The organism is Nocardiopsis alba DSM 43377 (assembly GCF_000341225.1).
Classification (GTDB): domain Bacteria; phylum Actinomycetota; class Actinomycetes; order Streptosporangiales; family Streptosporangiaceae; genus Nocardiopsis; species Nocardiopsis alba.
Genome location: NZ_ANAC01000029.1, coordinates 39553 through 55281, shown reverse-complemented (window position 1 = coordinate 55281; position 15729 = coordinate 39553). Strand labels below are relative to the sequence as shown.

16 protein-coding genes and 1 pseudogene are annotated in these 15729 nt (G+C 69.2%); 6 read left to right on the top strand and 11 right to left on the bottom strand.

The window, feature by feature from the left end:
• Positions 1–6: 6 nt before the first annotated feature.
• Positions 7–147 (bottom strand): annotated as a pseudogene (locus tag D451_RS28945) (hypothetical protein); the annotation flags it as partial.
• Positions 148–505: 358 nt separating this feature from the next.
• On the opposite strand from D451_RS28945, the gene D451_RS0124085 reads away from it, so the two are divergent.
• Positions 506–1642, top strand: a complete 1137-nt coding sequence (locus D451_RS0124085; protein ID WP_017536313.1) for an aromatic acid exporter family protein — start codon at positions 506–508, stop codon at positions 1640–1642.
• A gap of 81 nt (positions 1643–1723) precedes the next feature.
• On the opposite strand, the gene D451_RS0124080 is transcribed toward D451_RS0124085, so the two are convergent.
• The 3 genes from D451_RS0124080 to D451_RS0124070 form a co-directional block, all read right to left on the bottom strand.
• Positions 1724–2467, bottom strand: a complete 744-nt coding sequence (locus D451_RS0124080) for an MBL fold metallo-hydrolase (protein ID WP_017536312.1) — start codon at positions 2465–2467, stop codon at positions 1724–1726.
• A 90-nt stretch (positions 2468–2557) separates the two neighbouring features.
• Positions 2558–2851 carry a hypothetical protein gene (locus D451_RS0124075; RefSeq protein ID WP_017536311.1) on the bottom strand — a complete coding sequence of 98 codons (294 nt, stop codon included), beginning with the start codon at positions 2849–2851 and terminating at the stop codon, positions 2558–2560.
• 74 nt (positions 2852–2925) lie between these two features.
• Positions 2926–3351, bottom strand: coding sequence for a DoxX family protein (locus tag D451_RS0124070; RefSeq protein WP_017536310.1), 426 nt, complete (start codon positions 3349–3351; stop codon positions 2926–2928).
• A gap of 139 nt (positions 3352–3490) precedes the next feature.
• On the opposite strand from D451_RS0124070, the gene D451_RS0124065 reads away from it, so the two are divergent.
• Positions 3491–4318 carry a sigma-70 family RNA polymerase sigma factor gene (locus D451_RS0124065; protein WP_036568649.1) on the top strand — a complete coding sequence of 276 codons (828 nt, stop codon included), beginning with the start codon at positions 3491–3493 and terminating at the stop codon, positions 4316–4318.
• A 57-nt stretch (positions 4319–4375) separates the two neighbouring features.
• Here D451_RS0124065 and D451_RS0124060 read toward each other — a convergent pair whose 3' ends face one another.
• Complete coding sequence (locus D451_RS0124060; protein ID WP_017536308.1) at positions 4376–5227, bottom strand: helix-turn-helix domain-containing protein; 852 nt, start codon at positions 5225–5227, stop codon at positions 4376–4378.
• An 18-nt stretch (positions 5228–5245) separates the two neighbouring features.
• Complete coding sequence (locus D451_RS28940) at positions 5246–5344, bottom strand: hypothetical protein (protein WP_358364113.1); 99 nt, start codon at positions 5342–5344, stop codon at positions 5246–5248.
• Positions 5345–5835: 491 nt separating this feature from the next.
• On the opposite strand from D451_RS28940, the gene D451_RS0124055 reads away from it, so the two are divergent.
• Together D451_RS0124055 and D451_RS0124050 are read left to right on the top strand one after the other, a co-directional pair.
• Complete coding sequence (locus tag D451_RS0124055) at positions 5836–6831, top strand: NADP-dependent oxidoreductase (protein WP_017536307.1); 996 nt, start codon at positions 5836–5838, stop codon at positions 6829–6831.
• A 345-nt stretch (positions 6832–7176) separates the two neighbouring features.
• Complete coding sequence (locus D451_RS0124050) at positions 7177–7842, top strand: hypothetical protein (protein WP_017536306.1); 666 nt, start codon at positions 7177–7179, stop codon at positions 7840–7842.
• A gap of 238 nt (positions 7843–8080) precedes the next feature.
• Here D451_RS0124050 and D451_RS0124045 read toward each other — a convergent pair whose 3' ends face one another.
• Complete coding sequence (locus D451_RS0124045; RefSeq protein WP_017536305.1) at positions 8081–9304, bottom strand: MFS transporter; 1224 nt, start codon at positions 9302–9304, stop codon at positions 8081–8083.
• Between the two features lie 81 nt (positions 9305–9385).
• Positions 9386–10192: an alpha/beta hydrolase gene (locus tag D451_RS0124040; RefSeq protein WP_017536304.1), complete on the bottom strand. Its 807-nt coding sequence runs from the start codon at positions 10190–10192 to the stop codon at positions 9386–9388.
• A gap of 62 nt (positions 10193–10254) precedes the next feature.
• On the opposite strand from D451_RS0124040, the gene D451_RS0124035 reads away from it, so the two are divergent.
• Positions 10255–10863, top strand: coding sequence for a TetR/AcrR family transcriptional regulator (locus tag D451_RS0124035; RefSeq protein WP_017536303.1), 609 nt, complete (start codon positions 10255–10257; stop codon positions 10861–10863).
• Between the two features lie 222 nt (positions 10864–11085).
• Here D451_RS0124035 and D451_RS0124030 read toward each other — a convergent pair whose 3' ends face one another.
• Positions 11086–13122 (bottom strand): tetratricopeptide repeat protein, encoded by a 2037-nt coding sequence (locus D451_RS0124030; RefSeq protein ID WP_017536302.1) that lies wholly within the window; start codon positions 13120–13122, stop codon positions 11086–11088.
• Between the two features lie 278 nt (positions 13123–13400).
• Between D451_RS0124030 and D451_RS0124025 the strand changes: the two genes are divergently transcribed.
• Positions 13401–13886, top strand: a complete 486-nt coding sequence (locus D451_RS0124025) for a hypothetical protein (protein ID WP_017536301.1) — start codon at positions 13401–13403, stop codon at positions 13884–13886.
• A gap of 26 nt (positions 13887–13912) precedes the next feature.
• On the opposite strand, the gene D451_RS0124020 is transcribed toward D451_RS0124025, so the two are convergent.
• Together D451_RS0124020 and D451_RS0124015 are read right to left on the bottom strand one after the other, a co-directional pair.
• Complete coding sequence (locus D451_RS0124020) at positions 13913–14299, bottom strand: hypothetical protein (RefSeq protein ID WP_017536300.1); 387 nt, start codon at positions 14297–14299, stop codon at positions 13913–13915.
• A 208-nt stretch (positions 14300–14507) separates the two neighbouring features.
• Positions 14508–15602, bottom strand: coding sequence for an SDR family oxidoreductase (locus D451_RS0124015; RefSeq protein WP_017536299.1), 1095 nt, complete (start codon positions 15600–15602; stop codon positions 14508–14510).
• Positions 15603–15729 lie beyond the last annotated feature (127 nt).

Genomic DNA, 15729 nt, shown 5'->3' with positions numbered 1-15729 from the left:
GGCCACCGTCCTTCGGCCCTTCGGGATCGGTTCGCCCTCCGAGTCCAAGAGCCGGAAGGGGCCTCTGAGGAGTAGAGGACCGTTCGGACACGCGGTCACGGTGACGCTCGGGTCCCGTTCGCCGTCATCGGGCGCGCTCTCGTCCATGAGTGCACCCTGCCCCGACGAACAACGTGGAAAACGGCAGGAGGACCCGGTCCGGCGGCCCGCCCTGGACCGTATCGAGGAGGACACGATGCCCGAAGGAACGGAACTCGGAGTGTGGACACCACTCGAAGGCCGATCCCGCGTCGCCTGGGCTCACAGGGTGAAGGCGTACGATACGCCCCCCGGCGCGACGGCGGGTTCGACGCGCCGGGCGGGGCCGTCGTCCACGGCCCGAGGGCCGCCTCCCCGCGGTCCCTCGACGACACCGTCGCGAAGGGACGGCCGAAGACCCGTGCACGCGAACCGGATGTGATACCCAACGCCGGCCCGTGCCCCGCCCGGCTCCACGGCGGCCCGGATGATCGGCGAAAGACTCAGAGAGGCCCTGCGGCGCGCCTACCGGCGGCGGGGCTACGAGCGCGAGCGCGTCGTCCTCATCCTGAGGAGCGTTCTCGCCTCCACCCTCGCCTACCTGGCGGGCGCCTCGACGGGCGAGACCTCCCTGCTCGGGTTCGCCCCCTTCACCGCCTTGCTGGTCGTCCGCCCCTCCGTGTACGGGTCCGTTCTCCAGTCGGGGCGTTATGTAGCGGCCGTTCTGGCGGGGGCCGTCCTCGCCGGAGCGGTGGGGCTCACGGTCGGTGCGCACACGCCGTCCTTCGCGCTCGTCGTGCTCGTGGCGCTCATCGTCGGGCAGGTCCGCTTCTTCGGTGGCCAAGGCCTGCAACTTCCGATCGTGGCCGCCTTCGCCCTGGCCGGAGGAACGGCGAGCAACGCGGAGGAACTCGGATCCCTGTTGGCCATGGTCGGGATCGGAGCGGCCGCCGCCCTCGTGGTCAACATCGTCCTCGTACCCACGATCAGATTCCGGGACGCGGAGAACGCCGTCCTGGACCTTGCCGACGAGCTGTGCTTCCTCACCGGCGAGATCTCCAAAGGGGCGCGGGACGGCGTGGACGGGATGGACACACGGCGTTGGTCCGAACTCGCGGAGGGTCTCGACTCCACAGTGCGCAACGCTCTGGAGTCGGTACGGCGGCAGGAGGATCGAGCCCGCCTCAACCCGAGGCGACTGGTGAGCCGACGTATCGATCTGTCCTGGCTGGACGTCTTCAGGAGTTGGATCCACGCGTTGAGCAGGTCCTCTCATCACGTGCGTTCCCTGGTCGGAACGTTGCGCGCGAACATGACCGAGGAGAACCGTTTCCGCGTGCCGGACGAGTCCTTCCTCAAAGAGCTCGCCCCGCTCTTGGAACAGGTCTCGGAGGTGTTCGCGGCCGTCCGTGACCAGCAGGAGCCGGAGAACCGAGCAGCGTCCGAGAGGTTGTCCGCTCTGGTGGAAAGGGCGTTGAAGGGAGTGGACGAGAGGCGCGCGCGGATGCGCGGACGGTGGGACGACGATCGGTGGACGGTGTACAGCTCACTGCTCACGGACACCGAACGCGTCCTGGCCGAGGTCCATCAGGGTTACGAGACCACCGCGCACGACGGCGTCTGACCGTGGGCGGGTTCCTCGGGCCGGCGGTGGTGCCCGAAGGCGTTCGTCGCTCTCTTCGGTACCTCGAAGACTCTCGGCGGTTCAGTGCTCGCCCTCCTGGATCGCGAGCTCCACCGCGGCCCGTGCTCCTCCGGTCCAAGGCGTCCCGTGGCCGGGCAGCAGCATCGTGGCTCCGGTGTCCGCTATCGCCTCCAGTGATTCCATGGCCCGCCGGGTGTCCTTCGTGGCCGCCGAGGCGACGATCTGCGGACCCTTTCGACCGGTGTAGGGGTCGAGCGTGACCAGGGCGTCGCCGCTGAGCAAGATGTCTCGCTCGGGCAGGTGGAGGACACAGTGACCGTCGGTGTGACCGGGGGTGTGCACGGCGGTGAGGTCTCCGGGGACCGGCAGGGCCTCTCCGGGTTCCAGGGCCTTGACGGCTTTCACCCCTTTGACGCCGAGCGCTCCGGCGGCGGCCATGCTCGCCAACAGCGGCAGGGACCGGGGATGCGTCAACGGGTACAGGAAGCGGTTGCGTTGAGGCGTGTACCGGTAGGGATGCGCCGCGAGCCGACGGTCACCTGAATGGATCAGCACGGGTAGACCCCACGCACGGTGAGCGCGCGAGGCGAACCCGACATGGTCGAAGTGTCCGTGGGTCAGGACCAACGCCTTGACATCACCAGACCCCCACCCTCTCCGCCGCAGGGTTCCCAGAAGAGTGGTCCACATGCTCGGCAATCCCGCGTCGACGAGTGTCACTCCATCACGGCCCTCGACCAGATAACAGTTGACGTGAGCGTGGGACAGGAGCACGACCCCATCGACGATCTCACGAACGATCACGACGCCCTCCACGACTCGATAACGGCTCGGACACCACTGACCGGGCCCCGCACGGGCAGGCACGGCGCCCGGCGCGACGTGGCCCCCGGCTTACGAAGCACCGGTGATGACGAACCCGGCCCTCCCCTGTTTCTCACTGCCCTGGGGGTAGTACTCCCGATTGCTCTGGAACCGGTACTTCGACACGCGCAGAGCCTCCTCCACGCGTTCGTACCCTTGGGCGTCCTCCCCCGGGGTGAGGACCAGACCCGGCTCCTCCACGGCCACCGCCCACCCGTTCCGGGTCCGGGCCGCGTCCGTATCCGGCATGAGATGGAGCATCGGGACACCGGAGTCGCGGAGGAGGTCCTCCACCTTCTGGCGTTCACTCGTCCAATCGGTCATACGTCCCCCAGGTGTGCGCGGCGGTCCTCATCGGCTCCCCTGCTCATAGGAACACCACCTCAAACACACCCGGCTCACCATCCGGGCGAGGGGCCGGCCGCCAGGTGGATCATGTGGACTGCCGCCGCGACCGCGAGGAGCAGGTACAGCACCGGGAAGGCGATGTTGTGGAAGACCCGGGCCCGGACATGGGCGACGACGGCACCGACGAAGAAGAGCACCAGGCCGACGCCGGCGGCGACACCCACCCAGGGCCACACGCTCAGGCCGACGAGGAGCCCGACCGCACCGGCCAGCTTCAACGTCGCGAGGTAGGGCAGGGCCCTCGCAGGGAGGCCCACCTCGGCCGAGTTCCTCAGCACGAAGCCCGCCCCGGCGTAGTCGGCGACGGCGATCAGGGCATTGGCCACGACGCACACGATGGTCGCGGCGAAGAGGACCGTGGTCACGCCGAACCCCCTCCTCTCGGCGTGCGCGGGCGGCACGGTTTCGGTGCGCATCGGTGTTCGGTGCGCGAGCGGTCTATCTGTACTCTCATCGGTGGGCATCTCCTCATGAGGTTCGTCGGGCGGAAGTCCTCTGCTCTCATCCCTCCCGACGTCCGCTCCCTGAGAAAGGTGACACCCGGTGGTGCCGAACATGGATTTCGAAGCGATGAGGCCGCGCCTGACGGCGATCGCGTTCCGGCTGCTCGGCTCCGTCCAGGACGCGGAGGACGCCGTACAGAACACCTGGCTCAAGGCATCGGCCGCGCACACCGAGGACCTCCTCAACCCGGACGCGTGGGCGACGACCGTGCTGACCCGGGTCTGCCTCGACGAACTGCGCAAACGCCACCGACGCCGTGAGGAACCACTGTTCGCGGACCTGCTCCCATCGGAGAGCGTCGCCGCGGACGAGCGTTACCTCCGGAGGGAGGACGTCTCTCGCGCGTTGATGGTCGTCCTCCACCGACTGACACCCGCCCAACGCGTCGCGTACGTCCTGCACGACCTGTTCGACGTCCCGTTCCATGAGGTGGCGAAAACGCTCCACACCAGCGTGGCGAGCGCCAAGAAGCACGCCAGCCGAGCACGCGGGCGCCTGGCGCGGGCCACACCGGAACCGTCCGCGACCACCGCCGATCGGGACGTCGTGGAGGCGTTCCTCGCCGCGGCCGCCGGTGGCGACGTCGACCGGATGGTCGCCCTGATGACCGACGACTGCGTGCGCGTCGCCGACGCCGGCCTCCTCCCCTCCGGTGTTCCGACGGTCGTCACCAGCGCCCGGTCCATCGCCCGGGAGACCTCGTCGTTCGCCGACCGCATCCGTGCCGCTGTGCCCATGCTCATCGACCGCCGCCCGGTCGGCGTCATCGCCCCCGGCGGTCACCCGTTCGCGGTCATCACCATCACCACCGTGGGCCGACGCGTCGCTCGGATCGAGATCGGCCGGCCACGCGGGTTCTCCTTGACGCAAGGTCGGTAAGGCCGAGCCTCGCGGCACAGGGTCGAGTGCATGGAGCGTGGGTGGCCGATGGCTTTGTCAGTGTGGCTCCAGCGCTCGCCGCGCGGCGTTGATGACGTTATGAGCGTCGGTCCCGTAGACCGCCGACTCCTCCAATGTCCGCCAGACCTTCGAGTACAGGGCGATGTTCTCGTCGTCGTCGAGCCACAGCTCGGCGTGCCAGTCCTCGGCGACGACGAGGCGCTCGTCGAGGATCCAGAAGCCGTTCGCCGGCACGATCTTCACCGGGGCGGTGAACGGGACGATCCCCAACTCGACGGTGTCCATCCCGATCACCCCGGAGAGCCGATCGAGCTGGGCGGCCAGCACGGCCGGCGGGCAGATGAGCGACCGGAGCGCGGCCTCCCACAGGAGCACTCGCATCTTCCGCCCCGGCTGATACAGCCACTCCTGCCGCCGTGTCCTCGAACGCACGGCGGCGTCGATGTCCGCGGCCCCGCCCAGCAAGTGGGCGTAGCGGGTGATGACGTGGCGGGCGTATTCGGGGGTCTGGAGCAGGCCCGCGACGACCGACTCCTCCCAGACCCTCATGACCGCGCTGCGGTCGATCTCGGTGCTCAGCGACTGGTGCAGGGGCGCGAATCCACCGGCCAGGGCTCTGCGCCACGACCTGATGTGGGACTCGAACCCGGCCAGGCGACCGGCGAGTTCCTCGTAGGTCTCGGGGTGGCCGGTCGCCTCGGCCCACGCCCGCAGGTCCTCGGGCGTGGCCGTCTGCCTGCCGTTCTCGATCTTGCTCACCTTGGAGCCGGGCCAACCCAGGAGCGCCGCCAACCGTCGACCGGTGAGTCGGCCGTGCGGGCAGGTGAACCTCAGCTCGCGCAACCGTGCGCCCAGGGCGGCCCTGGCCTGCTGGTAGTCGGTGCTCAATGGACCCCCGGTCTCATGTCATCCGGTCGCGTCGAACTCGTCGTAGGGCACCGCGTGGTGCATCGCCGCGTCCCGGATCATGGCATAGCGCACGACCGCGGCCGGCTCGGTGATCAGCTCGATGCCCGTGATTCAGGCCCCGGTCGACGAGCGCTTCCTTCAAGGATGGTCGTCGTTCTCCGCTCGGCGCCAGAGGGATGAGGAAGGCCAGGAGCAAATACCGGAAATTCTCCGGGTTCACTGAGCAAAGTCGAGAAACAGCACGGTGGGGCCAGGGCGACCGTTCACTCCATCCCCACGTGCGTGGGCTCAGGGGGAAATGACCTGCGGAAACAGAGGCCGTTATCTTCCCGCAGCCTTCGGTTGGAAGCAGCCTCCGCTCACCGCCCGTCCCTACCACACTCCCCGAAACGAGCCGGACGTGGGCGCGGGCACACCCCCGCCCCGAGAAGCCGCCCTCATACTCCTGCCCCCACCGGTCCATCTCACGAACACCACTCTTCCCGCCTTCCCCTCTTCCAACGAGAGCACCCCTGGTTGCGGCGGCTGGCCCCGGATTGACAGGCTGGAAGCCACGAATCACCGAAGCCAGGGAACCGGAGATCACGATGGACAGCACCACCGAGCGCACGGACGACGGACAGGCCACGATGCGGGCCGTCCGGCAGGAGGAGCTCGGCGGGACCGACGTCCTGCGGATCGCCGAGATCCCGCGCCCGAAGCCCGGCATCAGCGAGATCCTCGTGCGCGTGCACGCCGCGAGCGTGAACCCCACGGACTGGAAGCATCGCGCCACCGGCCGGTTCCTCGGCGAACCCCCGTTCGTTCTGGGCTGGGACCTCTCCGGCGTCGTGGAGGAGGTCGGGCTCGGGGTGACCCTGTTCAAGCCCGGGGACGCGGTCTTCGGCATGCTCCCCTACCCCGACGGCGCCGGCGCCCACGCCGAGTACGTGGTCGGCCCCACCCGGGCCTTCGCGCGCAAGCCCGACGAGGTCGACCACGTGCAGGCCGGCGCGATGCCGCTGGCTGCGCTGACGGCCTGGCAGTCGCTCGTGGACACCGCCCGTCTCTCGAGCGACGACCGGGTGCTGGTCCACGCCGCGGCGGGCGGTGTCGGACACTTCGCGGTGCAGATCGCGAAGGCGCGCGGTGCGTACGTCATCGGTACCGCGAGCACGCCCAAGCACGACCTGGTGCGCGACCTGGGCGCGGACGAGGTCATCGACTACCGGGAGGTCGACTTCGCCGAGGCGGTCAAGGATGTCGACGTGGTCCTGGACACCATCGGCGGCGACTACCAGCTGCGTTCCCTGCGTACCTTGAAGCCTGGCGGTGTCCTCGTCTCCACCATCCCCGTCGCCGCCGAGGGGCTGCGTGAGGAGGCGGAGCGGCTGGGTGTGCGCGCCGAGATCATCCTCGTCGAGTCCGACCACGCCGGTATGCGGTCCATCGGTGCCCTCGTCAGGTCCGGGCGGCTGCGGGCGACCATCGCCGGAACCTTCCCGCTCGCCGAGGCGGCACGCGCCCACGAGGCCGGGGAGACCGGGCACACGACGGGCAAGCTGGTGCTCGTCGTCCGGGGCGAGGAGTCCGCCTCGGGCTGAGCCCGAAGCGACGAAGACGGGAGCCCACGACTCGCGAAGTCGTGGGCTCCCGTGATCCGGGTATGCGCGATGAGCGCCTGAGCGGCCTGCTGACGGAGCCTCGGGGTTCAAGGCGCGAAGAATGCCGTGCCGCACGGGTCCTTTCCGGTCCCCCGACGCTCGGCCCCACCTTGCTCGGACGCGGCCTCGCCTTCGGTCGTGACGCGAGGCCTCCGAACGACCACGGGCATACGCCTGTCGTTCAGCGCCCAGAGCGTCACCCGGTGTGACCATGGCATGAGTCGCGCGGCGCGTGGTCGCGAGGAGCCTTCGCGCGCGAAGGGATCCGGACAGGACGGAGTGACCATGACGGACACGTACACCCTCACCCTGTACAACCGGTCGACGGCCCCCCGGTGGACGTTCGCCGTCTACACCGTCGTCCCGGTGTCGAGTTCGGACCGGATCGCCCCCGTCGCCTGGCTCACGAAAACCGTGGACTCGGGCGACAGCGTCACGTTCGAGTGGACTCTGGACCACCGGCTCGTGTTCGCGGCCCAAGGGATCGAGGCGGGTGCCGAGTGGACGGAGGCCGCATCCATGCCGGTCGCCGCCGGAACCCACGACAACGCGGCGAGGCTCGGCTACCAGAGCGGCGGCCACATGTTCACCCTGGAGCCCGCCGAGGCACGTCCGACCACGCCCGGAAGGCTCTACGTCGACACGGACCCGAACGTCCCGGAGTACGGTCCGATCGGCGGGCCCACCGTGGGGTTGGCCCTTTCCGGCGGCGAGCGGAACCGACCGTCGACCTTCGCTCCGGCGATCGTGGGCACCAGCGGCCCCGAGCTGAGCCACGCCTTCGATCTGGATCCGACCTACTACATCGACGCCGGAACCATCCGGCAGGGAACCCTGGTCGACTTCGACGCGGTGACCGGCTTCCAGAAGGTGGAGTTCGGGCCGGGGCGGTTCTCCTCCGAGTGGACCCTGGACGCGTCCGACACCTGGGTACCCGGACCGCCGGCCTAGGTGCCCGTCCTCATCACTCTGGTGTACGTGTCCCTGGCCTGGCGCAAGCGCTTCGCACCCGCGTTGCGGTGGGCGGCGGCCTTGGGCCAGTGGGGGCCGGGAGGACTTCGCTCTCGCTCCGCCCGATCCGCCGCCCCGGCCGGGCCGACGCGACCGATGTCCTCGACGGGCCGGAACGCACACCCGACGCCCAGCGCACTCGGTTCTCGGAGGAGGCGGACGAGGTGGCCAGGAGGGATCACCCCTTCCGTGGCAGAAGAAACCCGGCCAGGGCCATCACCACCGCGGCGACCAAGAGCGCCGTCCGAGCGTCCAGCAGAGCGGCCACCACTCCCCCGAGCAGAATGAACAGCGGCTGCGAGACCGTGGTCGCGAACGCCCAGAGGGTGGCCACCCGGGACATCAGGGCGTCCGGGGTCTCCAGCTGCCGATACCCGGCCATCGCCGAGTTGGCCGCGGCGGAGAACAGTAGGAGCAGGCCGAACCCCAGCCCGCACATCAACAGCCCTACAGGCCCGGGAAGCGCGAAGGGGATGAGGAAGTACCAAGGGCCGCGCAGCAGGGAGGCCCACCGCAGCGTGCGCAACGCACCCAGTCTGCGGACCAGTGAGGGCACGAGGCGAGCCCCCACCAACCCGCCGATCGAGGGCACCCCCATGAGGAGTCCGTACTCGAACGTACTGAACCCCAGGTCACGCATGTAGAAGACGGCGGTGAGCGGGGCCGCCATCGAGGAGGCCCCGGCGAACAGGATCCAACCGAACAGGATCGGCCGCAGGGTGGGATGGCCCCGGACGAATCCGAGGCCGGCGAAGAGCTCCGCGCGACGCGAAGTGCGCCCTCCCCCGACGGGGCGCTCTGGTGGAGGGGGCTCGGGCTCGCGGATGGTCCGTACGGCCAAGGCCCCGAAGAGATAGCCCACGGTGGTGGCCACGAGCGCGCCGACCGCCGACAGCGCGGCGATCAGAGCGCCGGCGAGCGCGGGCCCGAGAGAGATGCTCAGCCAACGGGTCGATTCCAGACGACTGTTGGCGTCGATGAGGCCGGCGGGTGAGACCAGGGACTTCAGATGCGCCTGTGAGGCCCCGGTGAAGGCGATGGCGCAGACGGCGTTGACCGCCGCGACCGCGCACAGGTGGGCATAGGTGAGGGCGCCGAGGGCATGGGCGATGGGAAGACTCGCCAGGGTGACGGCTCGGATGAGGTCGCCACCGATCATGACCGGGCGTTTGCGCGTGTATTCGACGAGGTGGCCTACGTGGAAGGCGACCAGCACGGTGGTCAGCGCGGTGATCCCGGCCAAGAGGGAGACCTGCCAGGCGCTGACGTCCAGCACGACGACGGCGATGACGGGTAGGGCCACCATGCCGATGGCGGATCCGAATTGACCCACCACCGAACCGGCCCAGAGGCGGCGGAAGTCCCGGTGTCCACCGACACCGTCGATACGGGGGGAAGGCATTCGATCGAGACTACTCCCCGCCGGTGAGGCGTGGTCGTCTTCCGGGCGCGGACACCGTTACGTCCTCTGCCCATGATCGCGTTACCGGCTCATGAGCGCCCGCCCGAGGAACCGGATCGCCTCCAATGTGCGCCGCTCGGCGGCGGGGCCGACGTGGCCGGCGCCCTCGACGAGTCGGAACGTGTGCTCGATGTCCAGCTCGGTCAGCACCCCGTGGAGGTACGCGGCCCCTTCGTACAGAAGGAACTCGTCGGCGGCCCCGCAGTCGATCAGCACTGACAGGCCCGAGCTTCTGATGAGCTCGACCCGGGTCCGGGCACGGCCGTGGACCGAGTTCCGGGCATAGGTCCGGGCGTCGCCGCCCGGGGCCATCGCCCGGTGCAGCTCCCCGAGCACGGAAGGGATGTTCCGCGCGAGAACGTCGGCCGGGGATTCGCCGGGGAACACCGCGGGTGAGAGGGCCGCGACCGCAGTGAACCGCTCGGGGTCGGCGAAGGCCTGCTTGAGCGCACCGTAGCCGCCCATCGACGCTCCCAGGAGCGCCACCCGATCGAAGGTTCCGAAGGTCTCCTCGAGGTACGCGGGCAGCTCGGTACCGACCATCGCCTCCCAGGCAGGCCCGTCCTCCTGGTCGAGGTAGAAGCCGCCCTGGGTCGGGGTGCTCGGGCAGGCGACGACGGCGCGCGGGAACTCTTCGGCGTCGAACGCCTCTCGATACAGGGGCAGGGCGAGTTCCAGCGAGGCCGAGGACGACATGGCCCCGTGGAAGTGGAGGACCAACGGCAGCCGCTCCCCCTCCCGGTGATCGTCGGGGAGGAGCAGCCGGTATTCGACCTCGGCCTCGACCGCGTGCGAGGTGAAGGTGTGGGAGGAGAGGCGCAGGGGCATGGTCGTCGGTCTTTCTGTGGCGGGACCATCGATATAAGTTCCATGATGGTAAACTTTCCATCATGGTAAATATCGGCCTGAGGGAGCGCAAGCGCCGCGAGACCAGGCAGCGCATCTCCGACCGCGCGACCCGACTCTTCGAACGCGACGGCTTCGAGACCGTCACCCTCGCCCAGATCGCCGAGGCCTCGGACGTATCGATCAAGACGGTCACCAACTACTTCACCGCCAAGGAGGACCTGTTCTTCGACGCGGAACCCGCCGTCCTCGACGCGCTGATCACGACCGTCGAGGCCTGCGACGGGCCCGCGGCGGCCACCGAGGCACTACGCCCACTCGTCCTCGACGGCCCCCTGCTCGCCGACCCTCGCCGCTGGACCGACATAGGGCCGGAGGATTGGGAGGGGATGCGCCGCTGGAGCCGCTGTGAACGGGACTCCCCCACGTTGACCGCCGGGCGTTCGGCGATCCTCCATTCGTGGATCGCCCCGCTTTCGGAGGCCGGAGGTTCACGGTCCTGGGCCGGGTTGCTGGTCGGGGCGCTCCTGCTGCGGCACGACCTCTTTCACGAGGGGATTCTGCAAAGGGAGGGGCCCGAGGAGATCGAACACGCCATCCGCGGGGAGGTGGGGCAGGCGCTCGACGCACTCGTGACGGTCGATACCGGCTGAAGGGACTCCTGGATCCTTGAGCGGGAGGCCCTCAGAAAGAACGGCGGGCAGGCCTTGGACATCCTCGAGCGGTCGGAAACGGACCGGGCAAGGATCGATACGCCGAGGGGTCTCCCTGGGCGTCCCCTCGGGCGGCCCTCCCTCGTGGTTTAGAAAAGCACCCTTCCCGCCCATGGTGGTCCTCACCCGATGAGGAGCCGGGTCACCCCCGCGGGCCTTCCGCTACCAGGCCTCGGCCTCTCTCCCTCGGCCGGCTTCGCCCAACAGGACGGCGAGGTTGTGCGCCGCACCGGGATGACCCGCGTCAGCGGCCTGTCGGAACCAGGACACCGCTTCCTCCACTCGGCCGGCGTCGTTCAACAGGACCCCGAGGTTGGACATCGCGCCGGGGTCGCCCTCGGCGGCGGCGCGCCGATACCACTCCTCGGCTCCCTTCGACCGTCCTTCCCTGTGCATCAGGAGCCCGAGGTTGAACACCGCTTCGGTGTCACCTCCATCGACGGCCCGCCGATACCAGGCCTCCGCCTCCCCGATACGACCCGCCTCCTCCAACATGAGACCGAGGTTGTTCATCGCCTTGACCTCGCCTTCTTCGGCGGCCCACCGAAACCAGGCCTCGGCTCCCCCATCCCGCCCCAGCCCTTTCAGCAGGAGTCCGAGGTTGAACATCGCATCGCTTCGGCCTTTCTCAGCCGCCCTCCGATACCAGGATTCCGCCTCCCGGAACCGACCCGACCTGGACAGCAGGATCGCCAGGTTGCCCATCGCGTCGATCTCATCCACGTCGGCGGCCCGCCGGTACCAGGACTCGGCCTCCTCGAGCCGACCCACCTCTTGCAGCAGAAGCCCGAAGTTGAACATCGCACCGGCCAGCCCCCCTTCAGCGGCCCGGCGGTACCAAGGCTCCGCTTCCTCGAGCCGGCCCGATCTGCAGAGCAGGATCCCGAAGGCGTGCATCGCGTTGATCTCGCCCTTGCCCGCCGCCAGTCGAAGCCAGGCCTCCGCTTCCCCGACTCGGCCCACCTCCTCCAGTAGGAGCCCGAGGTCGACCATCGCAGCGTTGTAGCCCTGCTCGGCCAACGGGGTCCAGGCGGCTTCGGCGACGTCGTACAGGTCGACGCTGTGGGCCGTGAGGCCGACGTCGAGCCGCTCTTGTCCGGTGGTGGTCTCCAGGGCGGTGCGCCACACGGCTTCGGGCAGAGGACCCTGGTGGGTGAGGTAGTCGAAGGCCCGCCAGCGACGGCCCTCATGATCGGCGGGCACCAACAACCCGGCCATGCCACTACGTGGACAGGTGGCCCACTCCCAGGCCTGATCGCCCTCCTCTGGCAGAGGCGGAGGGGCCGGTAGATAGGCGACGTGTACGGCCTGGATCTGCTCGCGGGTCAACGGACTCGACACACCTGCCTCGGCCAGACCCACGGCGGCGGCCACCAGCGCGTAACCGCGGGCATGGCCGCCGTCGGGGCCTCCGTTCCAGGCCTGCTGGAGAAGAGGGCCCGCCGCCAACTGCTCGGCCACTCCGAACCGCTCGTCGTCGGCGGCCTGCACCAAACGCTCATCACCACTGGCCCGTGCCCGATCGCGCTCTTGTGGATTCCACCGGCGTTCGACGACGACCGGTGGGGTCTTGAGCACCGCGTACCCCACACCTTCCGCGGTGAAGGCACGGTCGGTGGGGCTCGGACGCAGTGCCTCCAGGTGGTTGCGGCGGATGGTGGCGGCCACGACCGCACCGGCCAGACCGAGCTCGGCGACCAGTGTCGGGGTCAGCCCCGAGGAACCCAGATGACGTTCCAGGTCGTCCAGCCAGACCACCCACCCCTGGGGTGCGCTCTCGGCCCGTTCTCCGAGCCAGGCCGGGAGTGCCCGTAGACCGGCGCCCTCTGGCGGAGCCACCAGCATCCGGTCGGGAAGCGTGCGTCCCAACGCTTCGACCATGGCCCGGGTCTTACCCGCTGTCGAGGCTCCGGTCACCAACACCAGACCACCGCGTGGCGCTTCCGAGACCGCGGCCAGGCGCCGGTCGATCTCCTCGTCCACATCCCGGGCCACGTAGGGAGGAAGACCCTCACCCCCGTCTCCGGACAGGGCGTTGTGGACGCCCAACTCGCCCACATCGCACCGATGGACGGGCAGGGCCGTATCCACCCATCCGGGCACCGAAGCGTCGGTCCGGGGGTGCACGGTGATCGGCCCATTGATGTCACGGGCCTGGATCGAGACCCCGTGGTTGTCGCGCGTACGGTTGTCGACCACCGCTACCACCGGCCCCGGAACCGAAGGGGCGCGAGGAGACCGGGCCACGCCGGAAACGTGCCCGGTACCGTCGGCGTCAAGGGGGAGATCGTGCGTGCCCACGCCCGTGTTCGTCGCATACGACGATTCTGCCCCTTTCCCATAACGTTCACGGCCGGCCACGAACGACGTCGTGATCGCCATGGCCCCAGAACCTTCGAAGGCTCCTCGGCACTCGGGGAGTGCGTGTTCAATGAGGTGACCGGATTCCCGTCGCCCCTCCCACGAAAGCGAGATAAGTGAATCCCCAGTTGGTCCGGATCGAGGCCCGTCTTTGGGACTGGCCCGCCCTGCACACCCTGACCGGCGACGCGTCCTTCGTCCCCGACAGCATGATCGAGCTCGTCTCGCAGACCTCCGAAGACGACGCCATGAACCACTACTGGGATATCGAGAACTCGGTCTTCGTCCAGGGGCGGCTCTTCGAAGCGGCCGAGGCCACGGTCTCACTGGCGATGGCCGCCCTGGCCTGCGATCCCCCGTCACACGTGAAGCCGGTCCTCTTCGAGGTGATCTTCCAGATCGTTTCCGGTGTCGCTCACGAGAAGGTGCTGGAAAGGGGCGACCTCGATCTGGAGAGAAGGTGCAAGGGCATCGTCGAAAGAGGGGCCTGGATCCTTGAGCGGGAGGCCCTCAGAAAGAACGGCGGGCAGGCCTTGGACATCCTGGAGCGGTCGGGAACGGACCGGGCGAGGATCGACGCGTTGAGGGGCCTCGGCAGGTGACCGTTCGGGCGGCCCGCCCGGATGCCTCAGGCGGGGTCGCCGATGATGACGGACTTCGCCCGCTCCAGCGCGGAGCCCGATCCGACCACTCCGCCGGCGGCGACCACCAGGTACTCGCCTTCGAAGGCGTCGCTGGGCACACCGCCCTCCCGGGCGGGGTCGCACGGGACGCCGATGAGGTGGACGACGGTGTCCGTGGCGTTGTGGAACCTGGAGACCCTCTCCGGTGCGGAGCGGACCTCCTCGGGGACGGCCGCGCAGCCGAGTTCCGGGGTCTCGACGACGACCTCGGATCCTCCGTCCACGGTCCAGACGAGAGCGCCCTCGGTGGCGGCGTGCGCCGGAGCGATGGTGGAGGCCACGAGGGCACAGGCGGCCAGCGGCACGGCGACGGCGGTGGGAACGGGGACCACGGCTCATCCCTTTCTGTGGGCATCTGACATCACACGGTTCTCAGTGTGTGCGCCGATCATCATCGATGTGCTCTCGACACACCGCGAAACACCCTGGTCAGGGTGGTTCGACGGGGTCGGGATCATCGATCGCCCACCGACACGCCTCGCCCAAGGAAACCGGCCGGGACGCCCTGGAGGAGAGCGCCCCGGCCGGTCTCGAAGACGATCAGGCCCGGCGAGGCCGCGCGGGCACCAGGCCGTCCGCCTCGTAACGGTCGAACAGGTCGAGGAAGGCCCGTTCGGTACCGACATAGGTGTCGAACCCGGCCAGCCTGCTCTTGGTCATGTCGGCGACGACCTCGACCTCCACGCCGAGGTCGCTGTCGGTGTGCCAGAACGACGCCACCCGGTCGAGCCGGCGCTCCTTGAGCCCGTACCGGTCGGCGATCTCCTCCCAGAGCCCTTCCTTTCCGGCCATCTGCCCGACCAGTGGGCGGGGCTCGGAGGTGGGGCCCTCCCAGTCGACACCGAGAGCGTCGGCCAGGCGCGGCCACAGCCGGCGCCAGCGGAAGATCTCGCCGTTGGTCACGTTCCACGCCTCATCACCGATGCCGGGGGTGGTCGACGCCCAGATCATCTGTTCGGCGACCACCCGCGAATCGGAGATGTCCGTGAGGTGGTTCCAGACGAGTTCGGTGCCGGGGAAGATCAGCGGGGTACCGGTCTCGCGGGCGATCGCCCCCTGCACGGCGAGCGTGAGCGCGAAGTTCATCGCGTTGCCGACGGCGTACCCCGTGACGGTGTGCGCACGGTGGACGCTCCAGGTGAAACCATCGCGTTCGGCGGCCGCGAACAGCTCGTCCTCCTGCGCGTAGTAGAAGTTCGGCACGTCCAGCCGTGCGGATTCCTCCCTGAAGGGGGTCTCGCTCATCTCGCCGGTGCCGAAGGCCTCGAACGGGCCCATGTAGTGCTTCAACCCGGTCATGAGCGCGGCGTGACGCACCGTTCCGGCCGGGGCGAGCGCTTCGAAGAGGTTGCGCGTCATGGCCCTGTTGACGCGGATGTTCTCGGCCTCGTTCTCCTGCCTCGACCAGGCGGTGAAGAAGACGTGGGTCGGCCGAACGTCCTTCAGGGCCGGGGCGAGGCTCTGAGCGTCCCGTAGGTCGCCGAGGATCGGGTGCACCCTCGGCGGAAGCTCGTGGGCCGAGCGCGACAGGCCGTGCACGTCCCAGTCGTCGCGGATCGCGAGCCTGCGCGCGATCTCCGAGCCGACGATGCCGTTGACACCGACGATGAGCGCGGTGGAGCGATGGTCGTTCATGGGTCCTTCCTCAGCGGATCGAGTGGGCCGCGACGATCGGCGGCCGGGCGACGCCGCGCACGTAGAGGTGATGCCGGTCGTGTCGCCGACGGCCAGTCTCATGCGCGTTCGCCGTGGCGACCAGACA